This is a genomic window from Streptomyces sp. NPDC096105, assembly GCF_044763335.1.
GTDB lineage: Bacteria > Actinomycetota > Actinomycetes > Streptomycetales > Streptomycetaceae > Streptomyces.
The window spans coordinates 162,298-187,686 of record NZ_JBIWGC010000007.1 but is presented as its reverse complement, the minus strand read 5'-3'; the positions used below and the strand labels follow the sequence as shown (position 1 = coordinate 187,686).

Here is a 25,389-nt window from a genome sequence, read left to right as displayed (position 1 = left end):
CGGGAGCGGCACGGTGACGCGCACACCGCGGACACGACGGAGCCGGCCCGGCCGGTCCGCCGATCGCGGACCCACCGGGCCGGCTCCCGCCGTTCCGGGGGCGGCGTCACCCCTTGCCCTGGAGCGGCTCCCGCTCGCACACGGTCCCCGCGGCCGGCACCGTGCCGTCCAGCAGGTACGCGTTCACGGCCTCGCGCACACAGGTGTTGCCGGAGCCGTACGCGCCGTGGCCCTCGCCCTCGTAGGTGAGCTGCACGCCCACGCCCTCGCCGAGGCGCTCCGCCATCCGCGCGGCGCCCTCGTAAGGCGTCGCCGGGTCACCGGTGGTGCCGACGAGCAGGACCGGCGGCGCGCCCGGCGCGCTCACGTCCGGGTGCTCGGCCCTGCCCGGCACCGGCCAGTCGGCGCACTGCAGCGCGCCCCACACCAGGGCGTCACCGAAGAGGGGGGAGGCCTCCTCGAACGCGGCGGCCTGTTCCCGCACGTCGTCCACGGTGTAGCGGTCGCTGCGGTCGGCGCAGGTGATGGCGGTCCGGGCGTCCTGCCGACCGCTGTAGCCGTCGGCGTGACGGCCGTTGAGCGCGTCCGCGAGGCCGAGCAGGGTCTCGCCCTCGTCGGCGGCGAGCAGTTGCAGCCCCACCTCCAGGGCGGGCCACGCGGTCTCCAGGTGGAGCGCCCGGACGACGGCGTCGATCAGCTGGGAACCGGTGAGCACCCTGTCCCCGCCGACGGTCAGCGGCTCGTCGTCCAGGGTCTCCTCCAGTCCCATGACGAGCACCATGACCTCCTCCGGGCTGTCGCCGAGCGCGCAGCCGGCATCCACGCACCACTGGGCGAAGTGGTCGAACGCGAGCTGGAACCCGCCCGCCTGCGCGAGCGCGCCCTCCATCTGGTCCAGCGTCGGGTCCACGACGCCGTCCAGGACGGCACGGCCCACGTGCCCGGGGAACAAGTGGGCGTAGACGCCGCCCAGTTCGGTGCCGTAGGAGATCCCGAAGTAGTGCAGCTTCTCGTCACCGAGCAGATGACGCAGCAGGTCCATGTCGCGGGCGGCGTCCTCGGTGCCCACGTGCGGCAGCACGCGGCCCGACTCCCGTGCGCAGGCGTCCGCGTGCCGCTGCCGCGCCTGGAGCAGGGCGGTCACCTCGTCGTCCCCGTCGTCGGGGGTGTCGTCCTGCTCGGCCCTCGCCTGTGCCGCCTCGGCGTCCAGGCAGGCGACCCCGGCGCTCGCGCCGACCCCGCGCGGGTCGAAGCTCACCAGGTCGTAACGGGAACGGAGTTGCTCGTAGTCGGGGGCGAGGGAGGGCAGGGCGGTCACACCGGACTCGCCGGGCCCGCCGAAGTTGAACAGCAGCGAACCGACGCGGTCGGCGGCGTCCGCGCGGGACGCCGCCCGGATCAGGGCGATGTCGATGGTCTCGCCGTCCGGTCTGTCCCAGTCCAGCGGCGCCCGCATGCCGGCGCACTGCCAGCGGGTGCCGTCCGGCAGCGGATCGGGCGCCTCTCCTCCGCCCTGCAGGGGGGACGGTGCGGGGCAGTCCTTCCAGTCGAGGGACTGCGCCCATATCCGTCCGCGGTCGTCCTCCTCGCCGCCTCCGCCCGCGGCCCCGCCCTCGCCGACCGGGCCGCAGGCGGCCAGGGAGGCGGAGAGCAGGACGGCGCCGGACAGCAGGGCAGCGGCTGTCGTACGTCGTATCGGCATGCGCCCAGCCTCCGGCCGTCCAACGGCCGCCGCACGGCCGCGCGTCCATCCGGGGGACGCGCCTGGGGGTCAGCGCAGGGCCGGGTGGTCCGCCACGACGGTGCACGAGCCGGGGGCGATCTCCGTGAAGCCGGCGTCGCGCACCGTGGGCAGGCCGCCGCCGGTCAGCGCGGGCCAGTCGGCGGGGCCGGCGGTGCGCACGGCGAGCGGGAAGCCGGCCGCCCGCCAGGCCTCACGGGCCGCGTCCGACAGCTCCCACCAGGCGAGTTGAGCGCCGTGACCGGCCTGGGCCATCGCCTTGCCGGCCGACATCTCCAGGTCCGGGTTCATCCAGAGCGTCGGCACGCCGGGGTCCGCCGGGGACACCGGACCGGGGTCGTCGAGGTCGGTGCCGGACACCTGGAGCCGGGCCAGGTCCTTGGGCCAGCCGTCCAGCGGCACCGGCGGGAAGACCCGCACCTCGGCCGACTTCCCGGTCACGGTGATCCCGGGGAGCGCCTCCGCGCGCCGCCACTCCGCGCCGCGCGCCCGCCGCACCACCTTGCGGATACGGGCGTCCTGCCAGTCGCGCACCGCCTGCGCCCATTCGCCCTCGCCCACCGACCGCTCGTCGGTCAGCATCGCCAGAACCGCGCGGGCCGCCGTCTCCAGGGCGTCGGTACGGGCGGGCGGCGCGGCCCGCTCGATACGGACCACCAGGGGCAGCACGAACTGCGGCGCCGCGTCACGGTCGCCCGGGTCGGGTCGGAAGGGGCTGTCGGGGGCGGGTGTCGTCCGGTCGTCGTTCACCCGGCCAGTGTGCCAAGCGGGACGGGGGCGCCGCCGGGCGGATCCGGCCGGGCCCGGCACGGAGGGACATCAAGGGGCGCCGAGCGGGCACCAGGACGGGGGGAAGGGGCTGATGGGCGATGACTCAGGTGGTGCCGCAGCGTGGCGGGGGAGGATCCAGCGGTCTCTACGACGTACTGGAGCTGATCCTCGACCGAGGGCTGGTGATCGACGCGTTCGTGCGGGTGTCCTTGGTCGGTATCGAGATACTCAAGATCGACATCCGTATCGTGGTGGCCAGCGTGGACACCTACTTGCGCTTCGCCGAGGCGTGCAACCGGCTCGATCTGGAGTCCGGACCGCGCAAGCCCGCCGGGCTGACCGAACTCCCGGACAAGATGCGCGAATCGGGCTCCCGAGGAGCGGCCAAGGGGCTGCTGTCCGGTGCCTTGGAGACCGTCTCCGAGGCCTTCCAGCAGGCGCGCGAGGAGCCGAGGCGGAAGTAGCGAGGGCCGTGCCCCCTACCGGCAGAAGGTCCCGGCCGTCCATGGGGGCCGCTCCCGGCCCTCGCCCGGGGCGGCCCCACCCGTGAGGCGCCTGCCTGCCGGAGCGACCGCGGGGCCGGTCAGCCGGAGCAGGAGGTGCGTTCCGCCTCCCGCCACTCGCAGACCGGGCACAGCGTGACGCCCTTGTACGTCTCCGGGTACTCCGTCGGCTCCTGGCACTGGACGCACGCCGCGTACGGCGGGCCGTCCGCCTTCGGCGGGCGGTCCGTGCCGACGAGGCAGTGGTCGCGGCCGGTCGCGTCGTCGCTCATGCCTCCAGCGTAGGACGTCAGCCGCGGCCGTTCGCGGCGCCGATCAGCTCGGAGACCTTGACGAAGCGGTACCCCTGGCGGCGCAGCTCCGGGACGACCGTCCGCACCGCCTCCTCCGTCGTCGGGGCGGCGCTGCGGGTGCAGTGCAGGACGACCACCGAACCGGGCCGCACCCCGTCCAGCACCTGCCGGGCCACCGCGTCCGCGTCGGTGGCGAAGGCGTCGCCGCCGACGACGTCCCACTGCACGGCCGTGACGCCGGCCGGGATGAGCGCCTTCAGCGCCCGCCGGTCGTGACAGCCGCCCGGGAAGCGGAAGTACGGCATCGGATCGGGCACGCCCACCGCCCGGAACACCTGGTACGCCCGCTCCACGTCGGCCCGCATCCGCTCCTCCGGCACCGTGGGCAGGCCGTAGCAGTCGCCGGTGAAGGCGTGGTGGCTGTACGAGTGGTTGGCGACCTCGAAGAGCGGGTCCCGGCCGATGGCACGGGCCTGGTCCGGGTACTCCTCGGCCCACCGGCCCGTCATGAACACCGTCGCCGGCACCTCCAGCGCGCGCAGCGTCTCGATCAGCCGCGGGTGGTCGAAGCGCTCGCCCGCCGCGGCCCGCGGGCCCTGGTCGGCGGTCATGTCGGCGTCGAAGGTGAGGGCGACGGTCTTCCCGGCGTCCCGGGGGCCGTGCTCGAAGACCGGGGTGAGGCCCGCGGGTCCCGCGGCGAGCGTGGGAGGAGCCGACGGGGCGGCGGGGGAGGGCGCGGGGGCGGGCGGCCGCGCGGCGGGGCCGGCGGTGGCGCCGCAGGCGGTGAGGGCGGCGGCGAGGGCACAGACGGCGATGACACGACGTGAAAGTGTGATCACCGTATGACAATAGGGCGGTCCGCGGCGGGGGTCGCCGCGGCTCGGGCGGAGGGGACGGCGCGCTCACCCGGTCGGCGGGAACCGGGCCGATGGGAGCCGGGGCGGTGACGGCCCGGTCGGCGGGGGGCCGCCCCCTCCGGAAAGCAGGCTCAGATGTCCCGCCGCTCCAGCGGTTTGGTCGCCGGACCCTGGACGACCTTGCCGTCCGTGTCGAAGCGGGACCCGTGGCACGGACACTCCCACGCGCGCTCGGCCGCGTTGAAGTCGACCAGGCAGCCCATGTGGGTGCAGCGGGCGGAGACCGCGTGCAGGGCGCCGTCGTCGTCCCGGTAGACCGCCAGCCGGCCGCCCTCCGTGCGCACCACCGCGCCCTCGCCCGGCGGCAGCGCCTCCACCGGCGGCGACGGGCGCAGCCGGTCGCCGACGAAGTGCTTGGCGACCTGCGCCTGGTGCTTGAGGAAGGCCGGCGCCTCACGCACGGTGGAGGCCAGGCGCCGCGGGTCGTACAGCCCGGCCCAGGCGCACTCCCCGCCGGTGATCTGCGCGGCGAGCAGCCGGCCCGCCATCATGCCGCCGCTCATGCCCCAGCCGCCGAATCCGGTGGCGACGTACGCGTGCCGGGCGCCCGGGTGCAGCGGCCCGACCAGCGGCACCGTGTCGGTGGGGTCGTTGTCCTGGGTGGCCCAGAAGTGGGTCAGCTCCACGCCGGGGAAGTGCCGGCGGGCCCACTGCGCCAGCCGGTCGAAGCGGGCGCGGGTGTCGCCGGTGCCGGGCGTGAAGTGCTCGCCGGTGACCACCAGCAGCCGGCGGGAGGCGTCGTCGCCGTAGGGCGCGGTGCGCACCGAGCGGGTGCCCTCCTCGGGGGTGATGTACATGCCGTCCGGGTCCAGCCCGGCCGGGACCGGGCCGGCGACGACCAGTTCGCGGCGCGGGGAGAGGCGGGTGAACAGCATCGCCCGGTCGAAGAGCGGGTAGTGGGTGGCGACCACGACGTCCCGGGCCGTGACGGAGGCCCCGGTCGCCGTCGACAGCCGGCACGGCTCGCCCTCTTCCAGGCCCAGCACCGTGGTGTCCTCGTACAGACGGCCGCCGTGCGCCTCGATGTCGTCGGCGAGCGCCAGCAGGTACTTGCGCGGATGGAACTGCGCCTGGTCCGTCACCTCCACCGCCCCCGCCACCGGGAACGGCAGCCCGGTCTCCGTCACGAAGGACGCGGGCAGGCCCGCCTCCCGCGCGGCCCGCGCCTCCGCGCGCACCTCGTCCACCCGCTCGGCGTCCGTGACGTAGGTGTACGCGCTGCGGCGCTCCCACGCGCAGTCGACGCCGAGCTCCGCCACCACCCCGGCGGTCCGCTCGATGGCCTCCGCCTGCGACCTGGCGTACAGCCGCGCGCCCTCGCTGCCGCGGGTGCGGCGCAGCTTGTCGTAGACCAGCGAGTGCAGCGCGGTGATCTTCGCCGTGGTGTGCCCGGTGACGCCCGCCGCGATCCGGCCGGCCTCCAGCACGGCGACGCTGCGCCCGGCCCGGGCCAGCTCCCAGGCCGTGCACAGACCGGCGATGCCGCCGCCGATCACCGCCACGTCCACGTCGAGGTCGTCGTCCAGTGCGGGGCGGCGCTCCCCGCCGGGCGCGGTGTTCAGCCAGTACGAGCCACCCGAGTGCTGCTTCTCCGTCATGCGGGGGCGGGTACCCCGGTGTCGGGGCTTCACGGCGAGCGGGTTCCGCGGTGACCCGTCCGGACGGTGCGGGCGGTGCGGTTGTGGGCGTGCGGGCGAGGGCGTAACGTACAACCAGATGGTTGTAGATGGGATCGATGAGGCCGACCGGGCCGTGGACCGGCTGTTCCACGCGCTGGCCGACGCGACGCGTCGCGACATGCTCCGCCGCTGTGTCCGCGGTGAGCTGTCCGTGTCACGGCTGGCCGCCGCGTACCCGATGAGCTTCGCGGCGGTGCAGAAACACGTCACGGTGCTGGAGCGGGCCGGGCTGGTCACCAAGGAGCGGCGCGGACGGGAGCAGCTCGTGCGCACCGACTTCGAGGCGGTGGCCCGCGCGCGGCAGGCGCTCGACGCGCTGGAGTCGGCCTGGCGGGACCGGGTGGACCGGATGTCCGGCCTGCTCTCCGAGGAGGACGGCCGGGACGCCGGCCGGCCCCCCGCACCAAGCGACAGGAAAGGAACGGACGGATGACTGTCACCCGTGTCGACAAGGACGTCGACACCCTCACGCTCACCCTCGTCGCGGACTTCGCCGCACCGGTGGAGCGGGTCTGGCAGCTGTGGGCCGACCCGCGGCTGCTGGAGCGCTGGTGGGGCCCGCCCGGATACCCGGCGACCGTCGAGGAGCACGACCTCACCCCGGGCGGCGGCGTGACGTACTACATGACCGGACCGGAGGGCGACAAGTTCGGCGGCTGGTGGCGGGTCTCCTCGGTCGCGCCGCCGACGGCCCTGGAGTTCACCGACGGCTTCGCCGGCCAGGACGGGCGGCCGGACCCGGAGATGCCGGTCACCACGGTCCGGATGACGCTCACCGGGCGCGAGGGCGGGACGCGGATGGAACTGCGGTCCGTGTTCGACAGCCGGGAGCAGATGGAGCAGCTGGCCGAGATGGGCATGGTGGAGGGCATGAGCCAGGCCGTCGGCCAGATGGACGCGCTGCTGGAGGGCTGAACGGCGGAACGGGGGCGCCAGGGCGGGCGGTGCCGCGCCCGCCCTCCGCGCCCCCGTGTCAGCGGCGCCAGGGCCCGGTCACGGCGAACGTCGTGCCCGGGTCGTAGACGTTGACGTACATCGTCCGGCCGTCCGGGGAGAACGTGACGCCGGCGAACTCGCCCCACTCCGGGTCCTCGGCCGTGCCCGTGTTCTGGCGGTTGCGGGCCATCGGATAGACCTCGCCGCGCCGGGTGACGCCGTAGACGTGCTGGGCGCCGCCGCCGTCCTCGCACACCATCAGGCCGCCGCTGGGCGCGAGGCAGATGTTGTCCGGGGACTCGCCGGGCAGCTGGATGTCGGTGTCCGGGCCGAAGACGATCACCAGGGTGAGGCGGCGCCGGTCCGGGTCGTAGCGCCAGATCTGCCCGTAGTGGTCGGCGGCCGAGCCGTCGGCGGCGCGGGCGAAGGACGACACGAAGTAGACGGAGCGGCCGCCCCAGTAGCAGCCTTCCAGCTTCTGCGCGTGGGTGATGCCCTTCGGACCGAAGTCCTGGAACCGGATGGGGGTCTCGACGGCCAGCGGGTCCGGTACGTCGGCCCACTCGATGTCGTCGAAACGGGCGCCGATCTCCTGGACCGAGGACAGGTCCGGGACCCCCGGCACCCGCATCGCCTGGAGCTTGCCGCCCGCGCGCAGCGAGCCCGTGCCGCCCAGCGGCTTCCTCGGCAGGAAGCGGTAGAACAGGCCGAAGGGGCGCTGGAAGGCGTCCTCCGTCTCGTAGACCACGCCCCGCTGCGGGTCCACCGCGACCGCCTCGTGCTGGAAGCGGCCCATCGCGGTCAGCGGTACGGCGCCGGTGCGGCGGGGGTCGGCGCCGTCGACCTCGAAGATGAAGCCGTGGTCCTTGGCGTAGCCGTTGGTGCCGGCCTTGTCCTCGGTCTCCTCGCAGGTCAGCCAGGTGTTCCACGGGGTGGGCCCGCCCGCGCAGTTGACGGCCGTACCGGCGATCGCCACCCGCTCGGAGACCACCCGGCCGCTCCGGTCGAGGGTCAGGGCGGTGCAGCCGCCCTTGCCCTCCGGGTCGTACGTCAGCCCGTCGACCACCGGGACCGGAACTCTGCCGGTGACGCGGTTCTCGTGGTTGCGGACCAGGTGGGTACGGCCCTGCCGGCCGGCGAAGGCGGCCATGCCGTCGTGGTTGGAGGGGACGGGACCCTCGCCGGAGCTCAGCGGGTCGCCCTCCCGGGAGAGCACCGTGTAGCGGAAGCCCTCGGGCAGGTCGAGCAGTCCGTCGGGGTCGGGGACCAGGTCGCCGTAGCCGGTGTGGCCGAGGTGCTGAGCGGCGGAGGTGCCGGTGAACAGCTCGGACAGGGCGCCGGTGAAGGCGATGCCGACACCCACGGCGCCGGAACGGGCGAGCATCTGGCGTCGGGTTGTTGCCGTGGAGCCGTGGGGGGACCCGTTTTCTGGCATGGGGAAACCTTCCTGCTGGCGGACAGGAACTGTGACCCCGCCGTGTCTATCACCTGCCGCCGATCCCGTGAACCACGCGAGCCGCCCGTGTCCCGCGGGGCGGCCCCGTCCATGCGGACCCGCAGTCCGTCCCGGGCCCCGGCCCGCTGGGGGACGCCCCAGGCCCGCTGAGGGACCCTCCGGTGTCCTGAGACGCCGGAACCGCGGGAACCGCGGGAACCGCCGGAACGGCCGGGGCGCCCGGCCTCCCGGTCGCCGGGCCGCCGGGTCGCCGGGTCGCCCGGCCGCCGGGCCGACCGGCCACTCGGCTTCCCCGGACCACCGGGCCGCCGCGGATCCGGAGCGGACCGCCGGGCCGGCTGCGCACCCGGGGCTCGGGCCGCCGGACCGGCCGCCCGAGCCGCCGGGTGGGCGGGCGCCGGGCACCGCCCGCCGGGCGCGCCCCTCCGTCGCCCGCCGGGCACGTCACCGCGTCGTCAGCCGCACCGGCGGCGTGTCCGACGCGCTGTGCCGTTCCGCCCAGTGGTTCAGCGCCGTGCTGCACGCGTGGTCCAGGTGATGGAGGGCCGTGAGGTCGAGTTCGACCGGGCGGTCCTGGGGGAGGGACTCCAGGGTGTCGAGGATCTTGGGGAGGCGCAGGAACGTCGCGTTGCCCGAGAGGTGGACCTGGACGGGGCCCGCGCCCTTGTCCATGACCTCCAGCTTGACCTTCGAGGACTCCCAGGCCGTCTTCACCACCGACAGGGCCAGCCCGATCAGCACGCCCTCGAACATGTTGACCGCGACGATCGACACGGCCGTGACGACCAGGACCAGCGCCTCGCCCCGCTGGCCGCGCCACAGGGCGGCCAGTCCCCGGAAGGGGATCAGCTTCCAGCCCGCGTGGATCAGGATGCCCGCCAGCGCGGGCAGCGGGATCAGGGCGAGCGCGGACGGCAGCAGCGCGGCGAACAGCAGCAGCCACACGCCGTGCAGCACCCGGGACGCCTTGGTCCTCGCGCCCGCCTGGACGTTGGCCGAGCTGCGCACGATGACCGCGGTCATCGGCAGCGCGCCGAGCAGCCCGCAGACCGTGTTGCCCGCGCCCTGCGCCACCAGCTCCTTGTTGTAGCGGGTGCGCGGCCCGGTGTGCAGCCGGTCCACCGCGGCCGCGCTGAACAGGCTCTCCGCGGAGGCGATGAGGGCGAAGGCGACGATCGTGCCCAGCACGCCCACGTCCGCGAGGACGCCGAAGGTGCCCACGCCGGGTGGCTGGACCGACTCGAACAGCCCCCGTACCTCGACCGTGGCGACCGGCACGGCGAACGCCGCCGTGACCGCCGTCGCCAGGAGCACCGCGGCGAGCGCGCCCGGCACGGCCCCGGCCGGCGCCGGAAGCCTCCGCCACAGCACCATCACCACGACCGTGCCCGCGCCCACCGCCAGCGAGGCGAGCGCCTCCCGGCCGGCGAACGCGTCCGCGGCGGCCCCGGGCAGTCCGAGGAGCTTGTCGATGCCGCCGGCGGGCGCCTCGAGGCCGGCGACGGCGTAGAGCTGGCCGGCGATGAGGACCAGGCCGATGCCGGCCAGCATGCCCTCGATCACGGACAACGACATCGCCCGGAACCAGCGGCCGAGCCGCAGCGCCCCCATGGCGAGCTGGAGCAGCCCGGCGGCGAGCACGATGACGCCGAGCGCGGGCAGCCCGTAGGAGTCGACCGCCTGGTAGACCAGCACGGTGAGCCCGGCGGCCGGGCCGGACACCTGCAGGCTGCTGCCCGGCAGCAGGCCGGTCACCAGACCGCCCACGATGCCGGTGACGAGACCGAGTTCGGCGGGGGCCCCGGAGGCGACGGCGATGCCCACGCACAGCGGGAGGGCGACGAGGAACACGACGAGCGAGGCGGCGACGTCCTGCCGCAGATGGGGGAAGCGGAGCACGCGTGCCCTCACCGGGTCCGGCACGCGCGGACGGCGGCGCGCTCGGTGACGGCGGAGGACGGCACGGCGACGGGAAACGGTACGGAGAGGCGGGTGAGGGCGCCGGCGCGGCGGGCGGACGGTTCAGGGCGCCGGCCGGGCGAGCGGGGGCGGTCGGCGAAAGGGCGGTGCATCTGTCTCCTCCTGGCGCGTGTGGGGACGCGTCGGACTGCACGACGAGGACCGGCCCGCTGATCACTGGCCCGCAGTGTGCCGGACCGTGTGCGCGGATGCGAAGGCCGCGGAGTCGCGGTACGGGGTGGCCGAGGTAAAGCGACGGCAAGGCCCGGGAGTGCGGCCATCAGTCGCCCGACCTCGTAACACCCGTACCTGACACGGTGGTTCGCACCCGGCACCACAGGTAAGCGGATGGTCAACGGTTGGTCAAGAGACACGTTAACCCCCGCGTGGCCGTTTGCACCGTCTCATCGAAGGGTTGTGCCGCAGTCAGCCCGAAAAGAACACGTGGGTTGGCGCGATCACTCCCGTGACCGCCGATGGTCCGTTCGAGTGTCGGGCATGCGTGCGGCGATCCGGTGCCGCCCGGGTCAGACGGTGTCCACGGTGTCCGCGAGCCGCTTGGCGTCCCTGGCCAGTGCGGTGAGGCGTGAGATCGCGCGGGAGTACTTCTTGCGGTAGCCGCCCTTCAGCATCTCCTCGCTGAACAGCTGGTCGAACGGCAGCCCCGACGCGAGCACCGGCACCTCACGGTCGTACAGCCGGTCCGCGAGGACCACGAGCCGCAGGGCGGTCGACTGGTCCGGCACCGGACGCACGCCGGTGAGGCACACCGCGCCGATGCCGTCGGTGAGGGCGCCGTAGCGGCTGGGGTGGACCCGCGCGAGGTGGTCCAGCAGGTCGGGGAAGGCGTCCAGCGACGCCCCCTCGGTGGCGTGCGCCACCCGGGTCACCAGGTCGTCGGAGTACGGCGGCGGCGCCTCGGGCAGCCCCCGGTGCCGGTAGTCCTCGCCGTCGATCCGCAGGGCGCGGAAGTGCGCCGACAGACCCTGGATCTCGCGCAGGAAGTCCGCCGCGGCGAACCGGCCCTCGCCGAGCCTGCCCGGCAGGGTGTTGGAAGTGGCGGCGAGTGCGACGCCCGCCTCGACCAGCTTGCCGAGCAGGGTGGAGACCAGCACGGTGTCGCCCGGGTCGTCCAGCTCGAACTCGTCGATGCACAGCAGCCGGTGCCCGGAGAGGGTCGTGACGGTCTGCTGGAAGCCCAGCGCGCCCACCAGGTTGGTCAGCTCCACGAACGTGCCGAACGCCTTGAGCGCCGGCTCGGCCGGGGTGGCGTGCCACAGCGAAGCCAGCAGATGCGTCTTGCCGACGCCGTAACCGCCGTCGAGGTAGACGCCGCGCGGCCCGGACGGGGCCTTCTTCGGCGCCTTGCCGAAGCCGAACAGCCGGCGCCGGCCCGAGTCACCGGCCGGCTTCCCGCCGAGGCCCGCAGCGAAGCCCTCGAGGACGCGCACGGCCTCGGTCTGGCTCGGCTGGTCCGGGTCGGGGATGTACGTGTCGAAGCGGACGGCGTCGAACCGCGGCGGCGGCACCATCTCGGCGACGAGCCGGTCCGCGGGGACGTGCGGCTCGCGGACGCACAGGGAGAGCGGAGCCACGGAGGCTGCCGGACCGGGACGGGAGGCTGCGGAGGACGACACGATCCCCCATCGTACGGGGCGTGGAAGACTGCCTGACATGCGACGCCTGTTCCCCGTGACCGACGTGACCGACGTGACCGACGCGACCGCAGCCGCCGGCGGGGCGGACGGCCGTGAGTGGAGCCTGGCCGAGCTGGCCGCCGCCTACGCCTACCCCGGGCCCGGCCCGGAGGGCCGTGAGCCGTGGCTGCGCGGCAACATGGTCTCCACCCTCGACGGCGCCGCCCAGCACGAGGGCCGCTCGCAGCCCCTCTCCTGCCCGGCCGACATGCGGATCTTCGGCGTGCTGCGGGCCCTGGCGGACGTCGTCGTGGTCGGCGCGGAAACGGTTCGGCAGGAGGGCTACCGCCCGGCCCGCGCCCGCGCCGAGTTCGCGGCGGCCCGCGAGGCCGCCGGGCAGGCCCCGGCGCCCGCGATCGCGGTGGTCACGGCGAGCCTGGACCTCGACTTCTCGCTGCCCCTGTTCACCTCCCCGGTCGTGCCCACCCTGGTCCTCACCGGCGCCGGGGCCGACCCGGAGCGCGTGGCCGCCGCCGAGGAGGCGGGCGCCCGCGTGGTCCTCGCCGGCGAGGGGACCGGGGTGGACCCGGAGCGGGCCGTACGGGCCCTCGCCGGGCTGGGGCACACCCGGCTGCTGACCGAGGGCGGTCCCCGGCTGCTGGGCCGGCTGATCGCCGCCGGGGTGCTGGACGAACTGTGCCTCACCGTCTCGCCGATGCTCACGGCCGGTGACGCCCAGCGCATCGCCGGTGGACCCTCAGTGACACTTCCGCGGCGTTACGCGCTGTCGTCGGTGTTGGAGGAGGACGGATTCCTGTTCACGCGTTACCGGCGGGCCTGACCGGGCCCGGCCGGGTGTGGAAGTCCGGAGGGAGGACAAGCGGTGCGACACCGCCGGTCCGGCGATCGGCGGAACGACGCGCCCGTCCCGCACGGTGACGGGCGAGACTGGATCCCGGCCGTACTCGCGCCCGCACGGGGAAGGATGATCCCCGGGGGGCCCGGCTCGGCCCACGAGCAGAGGGCCCGCGGGTCCTCCGAGGAGTAAGGGGCGCCTGGTGTTCACCAGCGTACTGATGATCGAGAAGGCCCTGACGTCCGCCGACGTCGAGTTCGTCACCACCCTGCACGGCGACGAGCCGGTCGCCTTCCACGTCCTGCTCCAGCCGCGCGGCGAACAGGCCGACCGGCTGCTGAGAGCCATCGACGACGTCGCGCTCGGCGAGCTCGACGAGGCCGTGCGCGAGGGCGAGACCCCCGAGGGCGAGGAGGCCCGCTCCATGGGCGAGCGGGCGCTCGCGGTCTCCCTCCAGGCGCTGCGCGCGACCGGCGACACCGCCGAGGGCCGCCTTGTCACGGACCACCCGCTGGACGCGCTGAAGAAGCTGGTCGAGGAGGTCGGCGCGGACGAGGTGATCGTCCTGACCGACCCGCACTACGTGGAGGAGTTCTTCCACCGCGACTGGGCCTCCCGGGCCCGCCACAAGGTCGGCGTGCCGGTGCTGAAACTCTTCTCCCACAGCAAGGCATAGGCTGGGGCCGCGCTCTCCCGAGCTCGGCACGCGAGGGCGCGAAGACCGTCGTCCCGCTCGTCGCACCACTGGGAGAACACGCATGGCACCCGGCCTTCCCACCGCCATGGACCGACCGCACTTCATCGGCATCGGCGGCGCCGGGATGTCGGGCATCGCCAAGATCCTCGCGCAGCGCGGCGCGAGCGTGGCCGGCAGCGACGCCAAGGACTCGGCGACCGCCGACGCCCTGCGCGGCCTCGGCGTCACCGTGCACATCGGGCACGCCGCCGGGCACCTCGCCGACGACGCCAGCTGCGTCGTGGTCTCCTCCGCGATCCGCGAGGACAACCCCGAGCTGCGGCGCGCCGCCGAGCTGGGCATCCCCGTGGTGCACCGCTCCGACGCCCTCGCCGCCCTGATGGACGGCCTGCGCCCGATCGCGGTGGCCGGCACCCACGGCAAGACCACCACCACCTCCATGCTGGCGGTCGCCCTCACCGAGCTGGGCCGCGAGCCGTCGTACGCCGTCGGCGGCGACCTCGACGCCCCCGGCTCCAACGCGCTGCACGGCACGGGCGAGATCTTCGTCGCCGAGGCCGACGAGTCCGACCGCAGCTTCCACAAGTACGCGCCCGAGGTCGCGATCATCCTCAACGTGGAGCTGGACCATCACGCGAACTACGCGTCGATGGAGGAGATCCACGAGTCCTTCGAGACGTTCGTCGGCCGGATCGTCCCCGGCGGCACCCTGGTGATCTCCGCCGACCACGAGGGCGCCCGCGAGCTGACCCGCCGCCTGGACGGCTCGGTGCGGACCGTCACGTACGGCGAGTCCGCGGACGCCGACGTGCGGGTGCTGTCGGTCGTCCCGCAGGGGCTGAGGAGCGAGGTGACCGTCGAGCTGGACGGCGCCCCGCTCACCTTCACCGTGTCGGTGCCCGGCAGGCACTACGCGCACAACGCGGTCGCCGCCCTCGCCGCGGGCGCCGCGCTGGGCGTCCCGGCCGCCGAGCTGGCCCCCGCGCTGGCCGCGTACACCGGCGTCAAGCGCCGCCTCCAGCTGAAGGGCGAGGCGGCCGGCGTCCAGGTCGTCGACTCCTACGCGCACCACCCCACCGAGATGACCGCGGACCTGGAGGCGATGCGTTCCGCCGCCGGGGACGCCCGCATCCTGGTCGTCTTCCAGCCCCACCTGTTCTCCCGCACCCGCGAGCTGGGCAAGGAGATGGGCCACGCCCTCGCCCTCGCCGACGCCTCGCTGGTCCTCGACATCTACCCGGCCCGTGAGGACCCGGTCCCCGGCGTCACCAGCGAGCTGATCATCGAGGCGGCCCGCGCGGCCGGCGCGGACGTGACGGCCGTCCACGACGCGGCGGAGGTCCCCGCGGCGGTCGCGGGAATGGCCGGGCCCGGCGATCTGGTTCTCACCATGGGAGCGGGCGACGTCACCGACCTCGGCCCGCGCATCCTGGACCGTCTGTCGAACTAAGGGGCTGGAACCTCATGCCGTACGACGTGGAGAAGCCGGACGAGCAGTGGCGCGCGGAGCTGTCGCCGTCCGAGTACGCGGTTCTGCGCCAGGCGGCGACGGAACCGGCCTTCACCGGTGAGTACACCGACACCAGGACCGAGGGCGTCTACTCCTGCCGTGCCTGCGGCGCGGAGCTGTTCACCTCGGACACGAAGTTCGCGTCGCACTGCGGCTGGCCGTCCTTCTACGACCCGAAGGACACCGACGCCGTCGAGCTGGTCGAGGACCGCTCGCACGGCATGGTGCGCACCGAGGTGCGCTGCGCCCGCTGCGGCTCGCACCTCGGGCACGTCTTCGAGGGCGAGGGCTATCCGACGCCCACGGACCAGCGGTACTGCATCAACAGCATCTCGCTGCGCCTGCGGCCCGCCGAGTCCTGATCCGCCGGCCCGCTCCTCGCCACCCGGCCGGCGCCAGGTGGCCGAGGAGCCGGGCCGCCGCGGCCCGCCCGGCGAGCCGGCCGCGCGGACCGGGCGGCACGCGCGTTCTCACCGCACCCCCCGCGACGGCAGCCGCACCGTGAACACCGTCGCGCCCGGCCGGCTCGTCAGGTCGATGTCGCCGCCGTGGGCGCGGGCCAGGGAACGGGCGACCGCCAGGCCCAGCCCGCTGCCGCCGCGGTCGCGGGTGCGGGCCTTGTCGACGCGGTAGAAGCGGTCGAAGACCCGCTCCCGGTGGTCCGCCGGGATGCCCGGACCCGCGTCGGCGACGCGCACCAGGGCCGTGCCGCCGACGGCCGCGACCTCGACGGACACCGGGGTGCCGGGCGGGGTGTGCACGGCGGCGTTGGCGAGCAGGTTGTCCAGCACCTGCCGTATCCGCTGCGGATCGAGGCGGAGGAACAGGGGGGCGGAGGCGCTCACCGTCACGGTGAGCGGGTGCGCCGGGCGGCCCGCCCGGAACGCGTCCGCCGCCTGCTGCACCAGCTCCGTCAGATCCGTGTCGGCCGTCCGCAGCGGCGCCTCGACCTCGGCCGCGTCCAGCCGGGCGAGCAGCAGCAGGTCGTCGAGCAGGACGCCCATCCGTGCCGCCTCGGCCCGCAGCCGTCCCAAGTGCTTCTCCCGCTCGGCGGGTTCGTTCGCGGCGGCGTACTGGAACAGGTCCGCGTAGCCGCGCACCGACATCAGCGGGGTGCGCAGTTCGTGCGAGGCGTCCGCGACGAACCGGCGCAGCCGCAGCTCCGCCTCCGCGCGGACCGCGAGGGAGTCGTCGATGTGCTCCAGCATCCTGTTGAACGCCGTGCGCAGCTCGGCCACTTCGCGTCCGCCGTCGCGTCCGTCCGCGCGCAGCGGCAGCCGGGCCGCCGACTCGGTCAGGTCGTGCGAGGTGATGCCGTGGGCGGTGTGCGCCATGTCGCTCAGCGGTTTCAGCCCGCGCCGCAGCATCCGCCGTCCGAGCACCACCAGCGCCGTCAGCGCCAGCGCGAACACCACCACCTGCACGGTGACCAGCCGTTCGACGGTCTTCTCCACGTCCTCCACCGGAGCGGCGCTCACCAGCACCACCCCCGGCTCCACCTCGCAGCCGCGCAGCCGGTACGTGCCCTCCCCGTCGATCCGCGCGGTGCGCATCAGCTCGGTGTCGGAGCGCGCCATCGCCCGTGCCAGGTCGGCCAGCGGGCGGGTGTCGCCGGGCACGTCGGCGGGCCTGCGCAGCGTGACCCCGCCGCCGCTGACGTCGTACACCGCCGTGTACCAGCCGTAGTACGGCTTGCGCCGTACCGTGCCGTGGGCCGCCGCGTCCTTGGCCTGCACGGTCTGGATGAGCTTCAGCTGTTCGCCCAGCTGCTGTTCGAGGTAGTCCCGCATGTACGCGGTGAGCGCCGTGCCGACGACCGCGAACACCGCCAGCGACAGCGCCCCGAGGCCCAGCGCCAGCCGGGTGCCCAGCCGCATCCGCCGGTAGGTGTCCCGCAGCCGCCGGGCCGCTGCCCTCACTCCGCCGCCTGCCGGATCACGTACCCGAAGCCCCGCACGGTCCGGATCAGCGGCGCGCCGGTGGCGTCCAGCTTGCGCCGCAGCCGGCTGACCACCAGCTCCACCACGTTGGACCGGCCGCCGAAGCCGTACTCCCAGACGTGGTCCAGGATCTGCGCCTTCGTCAGCACGGTCGGCGAGCGGCGCATCAGGTAGCGCAGCACCTCGTACTCGGTCGGGGTGAGCGCCAGCAGGTGCTCCCCGCGCCGCACCTCCCGGGTGTCCTCGTCCAGCGTCAGGTCGCCCACCCGCAGCACCGACCGCTGGAAGTCCGGGCCCGCGCTACGCCGCAGCACCGTCCGCAGCCGCGCCATCAACTCCTCGACGGCGAACGGCTTGACCAGGTAGTCGTCCCCGCCCCGGGTCAGCCCCGCCACCCGGTCGGCGACCCCGTCCCGCGCGGTGAGGAACACCACCGGCACCATCCGTCCGGAGCGGCGCAGCCCGTCCAGCACCCCGAACCCGTCGACGTCCGGCAGCATCAGGTCCAGCACCACGATGTCCGGGCGGAACGCGTCGGCCCGGCGCAGCGCCTCCGCACCGGAGTGGGCGGTGACCGCCTCCCAGCCCTCGTACCGGGCGACCGTCGCCACCAGGTCGGCTATCGGAGGGTCGTCGTCCACCACGAGCAGTCGCACTCTGTCCACCCGCCCATACTGCTCCACCGCGTCCCTCCCGCCCGAGGGCGGTGCACGACCGGAACCCGATCGACAGCGAACCGACAGCGAAGCGACAGGCGGCCGCCGGACGGTCCGGTCCCGGCGGACGGTTTGCCGCGCCGGGGGCCTGGGCAGGCGGCGGCATGGACCCCGGTCGCCCCGCCTCCGGGGTCCCGCGACGTCCGGGCCCCGCCGGCTTCGGCGTCTACACTCGACCGGCACCCGGCGCGGGCGACCCCGGCCGGCCATCCTCTGCCACCCGAAGGGCAAGCGACGTCTTGATACGGATCGACTCAGTCACGAAGCGGTACCCGGACGGCACGGTGGCGGTCGACCGGTTGTCGCTGGAGATCCCCGACCGCTCGATCACCGTCCTCGTCGGCCCCTCGGGCTGCGGCAAGACGACCACCCTGCGCATGATCAACCGGATGGTCGAGCCCACCGAGGGCACGATCCTCCTCGACGGCGAGGACGTCCGGCGGCAGCCGGTGACCACCCTGCGCCGCTCCATGGGCTACGTCATTCAGAACGCGGGCCTCTTCCCGCACCGCACCGTCGCCGACAACATCGCGACCGTCCCCCGCCTGTTCGGCTGGGGCAAGCGGCGCGCCCGGGAGAGGGCGGCGGAGCTCATGGAACGGGTGGGCCTGGACGCCTCCCTCGCCCAGCGGTACCCGTACCAGCTCTCCGGCGGCCAGCAGCAGCGCGTCGGCGTGGCGCGGGCGCTCGCCGCGGATCCCCCGGTGCTGCTGATGGACGAGCCGTTCTCGGCCGTCGACCCGGTGGTGCGCAAGGGACTCCAGGACGAACTGCTGCGCATCCAGGACGAGCTGGGCAAGACCATCGTCTTCGTCACCCACGACATCGACGAGGCGATCAAGCTGGGCACCATGGTCGCCGTACTGCGCGAGGGCGGCCGGCTCGCCCAGTACGCCCCGCCCGCCGAGCTGCTGTCGCACCCCGCGGACGCCTTCGTCGAGGACTTCCTCGGCGCCGACCGGGGCATCCGACGGCTGTCCTTCTTCACGTCGGACGCGCTGGAGCTGACCACCGACGCGGTGGTCCCGGCCGACGCGCCCGCCGAACGCCTCACCGCCACCGGGGCGCCGTACCTGCTGCTGACCGACGCCGGCGGCCGCCCGCTCGGCTGGCGGGAGCGGGGGAGCACCGGCGACCCGGGGCGACTCCTGCCGTACGGACGGCCGTTCGTGCCCGGTACGGACTCGCTGCGGGCCGCGCTCGACTGCGCGGTCCTCTCGCCCACCGGCTGGGCGGTCGCCGTGGACGCGGACGGCCGGGTGACCGGCGTGGTCTCCCAGCAGACCATCGGCGAGGCGATCCGGGCCGCCCACACGGCGGCCGGCCCGGAACCCGCCCCGGCGCGCGGCGGGGACGGGAAGGCCTCCGGATGAGCGGCTTCTTCGACGTCCCCAGCGACCTCCAGCACAGCTGGGCCGGCCTGGTCGGGCTGCACCTGCGGGAGGCCCTGCTGCCGGTGGCCGCCGGGCTGCTGCTCGCCCTGCCGCTGGCCCTGCTGTGCGGCCGGTTCCGCCGGCTGTACCCGCCGGTGCTCGGCGTGGCGACCGTGCTGTACGCGGTGCCGTCCCTGGCGTTCTTCGTCGTCCTCATCGACTACACCGGCCAGACCGAGCTGACCGTGATGATCCCGTTGGCCCTCTACAGCCTGGTGGTGCTGGTCCCGGCGATCGTCGACGGCGTGCGCGCGGTGCCGGACGAGACCCTCGCCGCGGCCACCGCCATGGGCTTCGGCCCCGTACGGCGCTATCTGCAGGTGCAGTTGCCGATCGCCGCGCCCGCGATCATCGCGGGGCTGCGGGTCGCCACCGCGTCCAGCATCTCGCTGGTGAGCGTCGGAGCCCTGATCGGCAACCAGGGCGCCCTCGGCAATCTGATGGCCGCCGCGCAGAAGTACGACCGGCCCGAACTCGCGGTGACGGCCGTGCTGACGACGGCGGCCCTGGCGCTGCTGTGCGACGTCGCGCTGGTCGCCCTGCGCCGGGTGCTGACGCCCTGGATGCCTCCCTCCGGACGGCGGCGGACCGCCGCCCCGCGCGAGGAGCTCCTCACGAAGGGCGGCGCCCGGTGAACGTCCTCCACTTCGTCCAGGCGTTCTTCGGCGACAGCGCCCACTGGCACGGCTACGACGGCATCCCCACACGCTTCCTGGAGCACGTCCGGTACACGCTGCTGGCCCTCGCCGTCGCCGCGGCGATCGGACTGCCCGCCGGACTGCTGACCGGACACACCGGACGCGGCGGCAACGCGATCGCCCTCGTCGCCAACGCCGCCCGCGCACTGCCCAGTTTCGGTCTGCTGGTGCTGGCCGTGCTGCTCATCGGCTTCGGCCTGCTGCCCGTGATGATCCCGCTGGTCGTGCTCGCCGTGCCGCCGATCCTGGTGACCACGTACGAGGCGGTCCGCACCGTCGACCCGGCCCCGGTGGACGCGGCCCGCGGGATGGGCATGCGCGAGTCGCGGATCCTGTTCCGGGTGGAGGTGCCGGTGGCGCTCCCGCTGATCCTCAGCGGCCTGCGGTCCGCCGCCGTCCAGATCGTGTCCACGGCCACCATCGCCGCCTACGTCAGCCTCGGCGGGCTGGGCCGGTACATCGTCGACGGGCTCTACCAGCGCGACTACGAGAAGGTGACCGGCGGCGCGACGCTGGTGGCGGTCCTCGCCCTCGTCACCCTCGCGCTGTTCTGGGTCCTGGATCGGCTCGCGGTGTCGCCCGGAGTGCGCCGCCGCTGACATTCGATCAGTTGTGCGGCAAATGTGGCCCTGACGTTCTTGACCGGGCCCGAAACGGCTGGATTGGATCGGTGGATGACTTCCACGGCGCAGAGCAGCAGATCGAGGACGAGGAACACCGGGGCGGCGGCGGTCGCGCTCACCGCCGCGGCGGCGCTGCTCACGGGCTGTTCCTCCGGCGACACCTCCGACAACCCGCTCGACGGCGGGAAGGCCGAGGCGGGCACCGTCGTCGTCGGCTCGAACAACTTCGCCGAGAGCACCCTGCTCGCCGACATCTACGGCGAGGCGCTGCGCGCCAAGGGCCTGAAGGTCACCTACAAGCACAACATCGGCAGCCGTGAGACGACCTACGGCCTGATGAAGAACGGCTCGGTGACCGTCCTGCCGGAGTACAACGGCTCCCTCCTCGCCCACCTCGACCCGGAGGCGGAGCAGACCTCCGCCGAGGCGGTCAACGAGGCGGTCAGGGCCAGGCTGGACCAGCAGCTCACCCTGCTGGAGTCGTCCCCGGCCGAGAACAAGGACTCGGTCGGCGTCAACGCCGCGACGGCGAGGAAGCACGGCCTCACCGCCGAGTCCACGCTCGCCGACCTCAAGGACATCGCGCCCGAGCTGGTGATCGGCGGCTCGCCCGAGTTCCAGACCCGGCAGCAGGGTCTCAAGGGCCTCGAGGCCGTCTACGGGCTGAAGTTCAAGACCTTCAAGGCACTGGACGCGGGCGGCCCGCTGACCCAGGCGGCCCTCACGCAGAACGAGGTGCAGGCGGCGGACGTGTTCACCACGGACCCGGCCATCGTGAAGGAGAAGTTCGTCGTCCTGAAGGACCCGGAGAACCTCTTCGGGTTCGCCAACGTCACCCCGCTGGTCCGCAAGGACGGGCTGCCCGAGGAGGGCGTCGAGGCGCTGAACGCGGTCTCCGCGAAGCTGGACACGAAGACGCTGCTCGACCTGGACGCCCAGGTGCAGCTGGAGAAGAAGGACCCGCTCGACGTGGCCAAGGCCTGGCTGGCGTCCGCCGGTCTGGGCTGAGAGGCCGCCGCACAGGGTGCGGCGGCCCGGCCCGCCGCACCCCGCGGGCTCACCCCGCGACGGCGGTCGCCTGCGCGATCAGCAGGTCGATCAGCGCGATCAGCACGTCCCGCGAGGACTCCCGCTCCCGCGCGTCGCACAGCAGCACCGGCACCCCCGCCGGCAGCGTCAGCGCCTCCCGGATGTCCTCCACCGGGTACGGGTGCTCACCGTGGAAGCCGTTGACGGCCACCACGAACGGGATGCCCCGCCGCTCGAAGAAGTCGATCGCGGCGAAACTCGACTTCGGCCTGCGCACGTCCACCAGGACCACCGCGCCCAGCGCGCCGACGGCCAGGTCGTTCCACATGAACCAGAACCGCTGCTGTCCCGGCGTGCCGAACAGGTACAGCACCAGGTCGTCCGAGACGGTGATCCGGCCGAAGTCCATGGCCACCGTGGTGACACGTTTCTCCTCGACGCCGTCCAGGTCGTCGACGTCCAGGCCCGCCACGGTCAGCGGCTCCTCGGTGCGCAGCGGCCTGATCTCGCTGACCGAGCCGACCATGGTCGTCTTGCCCACGCCGAAACCGCCGGCGATCAGGATCTTGACCGTGTCGGGCGCCCCGCGGTCGGCGGATGCCCGGGCACCGGTGTCAGAGCCGGCCAAGGCCTTCCCTCACTTTCTGCAGCAGGTCCGGATCCGGAGTGGTGACGGGACGCGGCGCACGGACGGTGATCCGGCCCGCCTCCAGCAGGTCGCAGAGCATGATGACGACCACGCTCACCGGCAGGTCGAGCCGCGCGGCGAGCTCGGCGACCGCCATCGGCCGGGCGCACAGCCGCAGGATCCGCGTGTGCTCGGGCTGCGGCCGGGCGGCCGTCTCGGGCTGCGGGTCCGCCGCCGTCACCGTCGTGATGAGCGTGAAGTCGGCGCGGCTCGGCCGGGTGCGGCCCCCGGTCAGGGTGAACGGCCGTACCAGCCGGCCCGCCGAGTCGCTGCCGCCCATCTCACACGCCTGGGTCGTCGGCGGCACCGCTGGTGTCCCGCGGGGCCGCGCTGAGGTGCTCGCCGATCTTCTTCACCAGCATGTTCATCTGGTACGCGACCACGCCGACGTCCGCCTTCGGGCCGGTCAGCACCACCAGGTGGGCGCCGGGCCCCGCCGAGGTGAGGATCAGGTAGCTGTGCGCCATCTCGATGAGCGCCTGGCGCACCGGGCCGCCGCGGAAGTCCATGCTGACGCCCTTGCTCAGGCTCATCAGACCGGAAGCGGTCGCTGCCAGGCGCTCGGCGTCGTCGCGCAGGAAGCCGGTGGACTTGCTGACCACCAGGCCGTCCTCGGAGAGCACCACGGCCTGGTTCACGTCGGCGACCCGTTCCACGAGTCCGGTCAGCAACTGGTCCAGCTGGGTGTGGGTGGCGGGCAGGGGGCGTGTCATGGCGGTGTTCCTTCGTCGGCGTTCAGCGGTCGGCGTCAGCGGTCGGTGTCGGGTGCCCGGAGGAGGGGGCGGGGACGCGCGGTGGCCCGTCCGGGACGGTGGGGCCGGCGTCGTCGTCCTCGGGCACGTCCCTCTCCGGCACGTCCCCGACGGCGTCCCGGGCCCGGAACGTGCCCTGCTGGAAACAGGACAGGGAGGAGGCGGCCCGCTCGGCGGTGAAGTCGTCGTCGCACGAGTCCGCGGCGGCGGGATCCTCGAGCAGCTCGGCGGCGAGGCTGGTCTGCGGCACGCGCCGGGGGAGGGGCGCGAGGCCGCCCTTGCGGGGCGCGGGGCCGTGGGGGCCCGGTGCGACGGCGGCGGCCTCGGAGCGGTTCCGTGCGGACGCGGCGGGTTCGCGACGCGGATCTCCGGGACCGGAGCCGGCCCGGGTCGCGTCAGGGAGGTCCTCCGTGGCCCCGCGGCCGTCCTGAGCGCCCCCGGCGTCCTCCCCCGCGGCCGGGGCGTCCTGCGCCCCCGCGCTCGCGGTGTCCCCCGGCGCGCTCGCCGGAGCCCTGCGCGCGGCGTCCGGGCGGTCCCGCGCCGGAAGGGGACGGAGCGGGGCGGCGCTCGGCGTGTCCGCCTCCGTGGCGGTGGGGGAGGCGGACGCCCCCCGCGCCGCGTCCGGCTGTCCGTCGGAGACGACGACCTCGTGCGGGAGCAGCACGATCGCCGTCGTCCCGCCGTACGGCGACGGGCGCAGGGTGACCGCGATGCCGTGCCGGTGCGCGAGCTGGGAGATCACGAACATGCCGAGGCGCAGGTCGTCGGCGAGCGCCACCACGTCGAACTGCGGCGGCTCGGCCAACTGGGCGTTGAGGGAGGCGTAGTCCTCCTCCGGCATGCCGAGCCCCCGGTCCTCGACCTCCACGGCGAGGCCCTTCGCGACCATGGCCGCCCGCACCGTGACGGGGCTCGGCGCCGGCGAGTACACCGTGGCGTTGTCGATCAGCTCGGCGAGCAGATGGATCACGTCGGCCACCGCGGGCGGGGCGAGGGACACCTCCTCGTCGACGAACACCTCCACCCGCTGGTACTCGGCGACCTCGCCCACCGCACTGCGCAGGATGTCGATCAGCGCGACCGGCTCGCTCCAGCTGCGGCCGGGGCGCTCCCCGCTGACGATGACCAGGTTCTCCTCGTACCGGCGCAACTGGCTGGCGACGGAGTCGAGTTCGTACAGACCCTTGAGGACCTCGGGGTCGGTGTGCCGGCGCTCCAGCGTGTCCAGCTTGCTGAGCTGGAGGTTGACCAGGTTCTGGCTCTGCCGCGCGATGCCCAGGATGATCTTCTGGAAGCCGCGCCGGGTGTCGGCGAGTTCGACGGTGGTGAGGACCGCCGTGCGCTGCGCGGTGTTGAACGCCTGCGCCACCTGGCCGAGTTCGTCGTGCCCGTAGTCGAGGGGCGTGGTCGCCGACTCCGGGTCGACCTTCTCGCCCCGCTCCAGCCGGGCCACCACGTCCGGCAGCCGCTCCTGCGCCAGGCTGAGGGTGGCCAGCCGCAGCCCGCGCAGCCTGCGCGACAGCGAGCGGGTGATCCGCCAGGACAGGCCCACGCACAGCAGCAGCGCGAGCAGTCCCGCCGCGCTCAGCGAGGCGGCCGTCACCAGCAGGCCGCGCGCCTCGTCGGCGCTGCGGGCGAGCAGCGCGTCGGTCTGCTGCCGGATCATCTCGCTGTACTGCGGGGCGACCTCGGCCATGGCCGCGTCCCACCGGTCCCGCAGGTCCGGCAGTTCCACCTCGCGCGCCTCCCCCTCGGCCGGGGTGGCCAGCACCTGGTCCTCGACCGCCTCCAGCGCGCGCCACTCGGGGCTCTGCAGGATCCGCTCGGTCTGCGTCTTGATGTCACCGCTCAGCAACGGCACGATCTGGTCGCCGACCAGCCAGCGCCGGGTGTGCACCAGCGCGGCGAACTCCTGCCGGCGCTCGGAGTCCAGGCGGCCGGACGGCCAGGCGAGGGTGAGCAACGCGTCCTCCCGGGAGACCAGTTCCACCGCGTGCTCCAGCGCCACCAGCGGCTGCGCCTGGGAGGTGAGGTCGCCGTCGTCGACCTGGGACAGTTCCTGGAAGGCGTGGATCTGGTCGTCGATGACCGACGTGTACTGCTCCAGCGCCTCCTCGGCGGTGATGTCGCGGGGGTTGTCGATCTGGTCGCGGTAGTACTCCAGGCTGCCCACCGAGCCGAGCACCGAGTACAGCCGGTCCGAGATGCGCGCCGGCGCCTCGGCGATCGCGTCGGCCTGTCCCATGAGCCGTGCCACGGAACGGTCGGTGGCGCGCCGCTGGGCGACCAGGGCGGACCGTGAACCGTCCGGCCCGGCGAGCCAGTCGGCGGTCAGCGCGCGCTCCCGCTGGAGGTCGAGCGCGGCGTGCGTGCCCATCGCGCCGGTGGACCGGCTCAGCTGGGTCTGGGACCGCAGCTCCAGCCCCTCGGAGAACATGCGGATCGTCGTCAGGCCCCACAGCCCGGCGAGCGTGACACAGGGCACCAGGGCGAGCAGGATCAGCGAGAGGCGTATGGAGCCGAGACGGCGCCGGGCACCTGTCCGTGGAGGCATC

At 74.1% G+C, this 25,389-nt stretch carries 25 protein-coding genes; 11 read left to right on the top strand and 14 right to left on the bottom strand.

What is annotated here, in order from left to right:
• Positions 1-106: 106 nt before the first annotated feature.
• Together ACIQ8B_RS14490 and ACIQ8B_RS14485 are read right to left on the bottom strand one after the other, a co-directional pair.
• Positions 107-1,702: an alpha/beta hydrolase gene (locus ACIQ8B_RS14490; protein WP_403546938.1), complete on the bottom strand. Its 1,596-nt coding sequence runs from the start codon at positions 1,700-1,702 to the stop codon at positions 107-109.
• Positions 1,703-1,771: 69 nt separating this feature from the next.
• Positions 1,772-2,491, bottom strand: a complete 720-nt coding sequence (locus ACIQ8B_RS14485; protein ID WP_403546936.1) for a peptidyl-tRNA hydrolase — start codon at positions 2,489-2,491, stop codon at positions 1,772-1,774.
• 119 nt (positions 2,492-2,610) lie between these two features.
• Between ACIQ8B_RS14485 and ACIQ8B_RS14480 the strand changes: the two genes are divergently transcribed.
• Positions 2,611-2,976, top strand: coding sequence for a gas vesicle structural protein GvpA (locus ACIQ8B_RS14480; protein WP_106411896.1), 366 nt, complete (start codon positions 2,611-2,613; stop codon positions 2,974-2,976).
• Between the two features lie 119 nt (positions 2,977-3,095).
• Here the strand turns inward: ACIQ8B_RS14480 and ACIQ8B_RS14475 are convergent, their stop codons facing one another.
• The 3 genes from ACIQ8B_RS14475 to ACIQ8B_RS14465 all read right to left on the bottom strand — a co-directional run bounded on the left by ACIQ8B_RS14475 (position 3,096) and on the right by ACIQ8B_RS14465 (position 5,823).
• Positions 3,096-3,287, bottom strand: coding sequence for a hypothetical protein (locus tag ACIQ8B_RS14475; protein WP_403546934.1), 192 nt, complete (start codon positions 3,285-3,287; stop codon positions 3,096-3,098).
• A 17-nt stretch (positions 3,288-3,304) separates the two neighbouring features.
• The gene (locus tag ACIQ8B_RS14470; protein WP_290007600.1) at positions 3,305-4,147 is read right to left on the bottom strand and encodes a polysaccharide deacetylase family protein; all 843 of its coding nucleotides are present in this window, start codon (positions 4,145-4,147) and stop codon (positions 3,305-3,307) included.
• A gap of 149 nt (positions 4,148-4,296) precedes the next feature.
• Entirely contained in the window at positions 4,297-5,823 is a 1,527-nt protein-coding gene (locus tag ACIQ8B_RS14465; protein WP_403546932.1) for an FAD-dependent oxidoreductase, read from the bottom strand.
• Positions 5,824-5,941: 118 nt separating this feature from the next.
• Between ACIQ8B_RS14465 and ACIQ8B_RS14460 the strand changes: the two genes are divergently transcribed.
• Both ACIQ8B_RS14460 and ACIQ8B_RS14455 read left to right on the top strand, forming a co-directional pair.
• The gene (locus tag ACIQ8B_RS14460) at positions 5,942-6,337 is read left to right on the top strand and encodes an ArsR/SmtB family transcription factor (protein ID WP_403546930.1); all 396 of its coding nucleotides are present in this window, start codon (positions 5,942-5,944) and stop codon (positions 6,335-6,337) included.
• Complete coding sequence (locus ACIQ8B_RS14455; RefSeq protein WP_403546928.1) at positions 6,334-6,819, top strand: SRPBCC domain-containing protein; 486 nt, start codon at positions 6,334-6,336, stop codon at positions 6,817-6,819. The genes ACIQ8B_RS14460 and ACIQ8B_RS14455 overlap by 4 nt, the downstream gene beginning before the upstream one ends.
• 58 nt (positions 6,820-6,877) lie before the next feature.
• Here ACIQ8B_RS14455 and ACIQ8B_RS14450 read toward each other — a convergent pair whose 3' ends face one another.
• From ACIQ8B_RS14450 to zapE, 3 genes are all read right to left on the bottom strand, one after another.
• The gene (locus ACIQ8B_RS14450; RefSeq protein ID WP_403546926.1) at positions 6,878-8,275 is read right to left on the bottom strand and encodes an alkaline phosphatase PhoX; all 1,398 of its coding nucleotides are present in this window, start codon (positions 8,273-8,275) and stop codon (positions 6,878-6,880) included.
• A gap of 465 nt (positions 8,276-8,740) precedes the next feature.
• The gene (locus tag ACIQ8B_RS14445) at positions 8,741-10,195 is read right to left on the bottom strand and encodes a SulP family inorganic anion transporter (protein WP_290007593.1); all 1,455 of its coding nucleotides are present in this window, start codon (positions 10,193-10,195) and stop codon (positions 8,741-8,743) included.
• Positions 10,196-10,782: 587 nt separating this feature from the next.
• Positions 10,783-11,931 carry a cell division protein ZapE gene (zapE, locus tag ACIQ8B_RS14440; RefSeq protein WP_403546924.1) on the bottom strand — a complete coding sequence of 383 codons (1,149 nt, stop codon included), beginning with the start codon at positions 11,929-11,931 and terminating at the stop codon, positions 10,783-10,785.
• Between zapE and ACIQ8B_RS14435 the strand changes: the two genes are divergently transcribed.
• The 4 genes from ACIQ8B_RS14435 to msrB all read left to right on the top strand — a co-directional run bounded on the left by ACIQ8B_RS14435 (position 11,930) and on the right by msrB (position 15,317).
• On the top strand, positions 11,930-12,733 hold the full coding sequence (locus ACIQ8B_RS14435; protein WP_403546922.1) for a pyrimidine reductase family protein: 804 nt from the start codon (positions 11,930-11,932) through the stop codon (positions 12,731-12,733). The genes zapE and ACIQ8B_RS14435 overlap by 2 nt on opposite strands.
• A 217-nt stretch (positions 12,734-12,950) precedes the next feature.
• Positions 12,951-13,424: an indole-3-glycerol phosphate synthase gene (locus ACIQ8B_RS14430; protein WP_198602422.1), complete on the top strand. Its 474-nt coding sequence runs from the start codon at positions 12,951-12,953 to the stop codon at positions 13,422-13,424.
• A gap of 82 nt (positions 13,425-13,506) precedes the next feature.
• The gene (murC, locus tag ACIQ8B_RS14425) at positions 13,507-14,895 is read left to right on the top strand and encodes a UDP-N-acetylmuramate--L-alanine ligase (RefSeq protein WP_403546920.1); all 1,389 of its coding nucleotides are present in this window, start codon (positions 13,507-13,509) and stop codon (positions 14,893-14,895) included.
• A 14-nt stretch (positions 14,896-14,909) separates the two neighbouring features.
• Positions 14,910-15,317, top strand: coding sequence for a peptide-methionine (R)-S-oxide reductase MsrB (gene msrB, locus ACIQ8B_RS14420; RefSeq protein WP_106411886.1), 408 nt, complete (start codon positions 14,910-14,912; stop codon positions 15,315-15,317).
• A gap of 108 nt (positions 15,318-15,425) precedes the next feature.
• On the opposite strand, the gene ACIQ8B_RS14415 is transcribed toward msrB, so the two are convergent.
• Together ACIQ8B_RS14415 and ACIQ8B_RS14410 are read right to left on the bottom strand one after the other, a co-directional pair.
• Complete coding sequence (locus ACIQ8B_RS14415; protein ID WP_403547107.1) at positions 15,426-16,832, bottom strand: sensor histidine kinase; 1,407 nt, start codon at positions 16,830-16,832, stop codon at positions 15,426-15,428.
• 38 nt (positions 16,833-16,870) lie between these two features.
• Positions 16,871-17,560, bottom strand: a complete 690-nt coding sequence (locus ACIQ8B_RS14410) for a response regulator transcription factor (protein ID WP_106411884.1) — start codon at positions 17,558-17,560, stop codon at positions 16,871-16,873.
• A gap of 290 nt (positions 17,561-17,850) precedes the next feature.
• Between ACIQ8B_RS14410 and ACIQ8B_RS14405 the strand changes: the two genes are divergently transcribed.
• The 4 genes from ACIQ8B_RS14405 (at position 17,851) to ACIQ8B_RS14390 (ending at position 21,373) form a co-directional block, all read left to right on the top strand.
• Positions 17,851-18,984 carry an ABC transporter ATP-binding protein gene (locus ACIQ8B_RS14405; RefSeq protein WP_403546917.1) on the top strand — a complete coding sequence of 378 codons (1,134 nt, stop codon included), beginning with the start codon at positions 17,851-17,853 and terminating at the stop codon, positions 18,982-18,984.
• A complete protein-coding gene (locus ACIQ8B_RS14400; RefSeq protein WP_290007586.1) occupies positions 18,981-19,679 on the top strand; it encodes an ABC transporter permease in 699 nt (232 codons plus the stop codon). The genes ACIQ8B_RS14405 and ACIQ8B_RS14400 overlap by 4 nt, the downstream gene beginning before the upstream one ends.
• On the top strand, positions 19,676-20,341 hold the full coding sequence (locus tag ACIQ8B_RS14395; RefSeq protein WP_403546915.1) for an ABC transporter permease: 666 nt from the start codon (positions 19,676-19,678) through the stop codon (positions 20,339-20,341). Before ACIQ8B_RS14400 ends, ACIQ8B_RS14395 begins: the two co-directional genes overlap by 4 nt.
• A gap of 75 nt (positions 20,342-20,416) precedes the next feature.
• Complete coding sequence (locus ACIQ8B_RS14390; protein WP_403546913.1) at positions 20,417-21,373, top strand: ABC transporter substrate-binding protein; 957 nt, start codon at positions 20,417-20,419, stop codon at positions 21,371-21,373.
• Between the two features lie 49 nt (positions 21,374-21,422).
• Here ACIQ8B_RS14390 and ACIQ8B_RS14385 read toward each other — a convergent pair whose 3' ends face one another.
• Genes ACIQ8B_RS14385 through ACIQ8B_RS14370 form a run of 4 tightly spaced genes read right to left on the bottom strand, consistent with a single transcriptional unit; the run spans position 21,423 to position 25,388 of the window.
• The gene (locus tag ACIQ8B_RS14385; protein WP_106411880.1) at positions 21,423-22,022 is read right to left on the bottom strand and encodes an ATP/GTP-binding protein; all 600 of its coding nucleotides are present in this window, start codon (positions 22,020-22,022) and stop codon (positions 21,423-21,425) included.
• Entirely contained in the window at positions 22,009-22,362 is a 354-nt protein-coding gene (locus tag ACIQ8B_RS14380) for a DUF742 domain-containing protein (RefSeq protein ID WP_106411879.1), read from the bottom strand. Before ACIQ8B_RS14380 ends, ACIQ8B_RS14385 begins: the two co-directional genes overlap by 14 nt.
• Before the next feature lies 1 nt (position 22,363).
• Positions 22,364-22,795 carry a roadblock/LC7 domain-containing protein gene (locus tag ACIQ8B_RS14375; RefSeq protein ID WP_106411878.1) on the bottom strand — a complete coding sequence of 144 codons (432 nt, stop codon included), beginning with the start codon at positions 22,793-22,795 and terminating at the stop codon, positions 22,364-22,366.
• A 22-nt stretch (positions 22,796-22,817) separates the two neighbouring features.
• Positions 22,818-25,388, bottom strand: a complete 2,571-nt coding sequence (locus ACIQ8B_RS14370; RefSeq protein WP_403546911.1) for a nitrate- and nitrite sensing domain-containing protein — start codon at positions 25,386-25,388, stop codon at positions 22,818-22,820.
• Position 25,389: the final 1 nt, after the last annotated feature.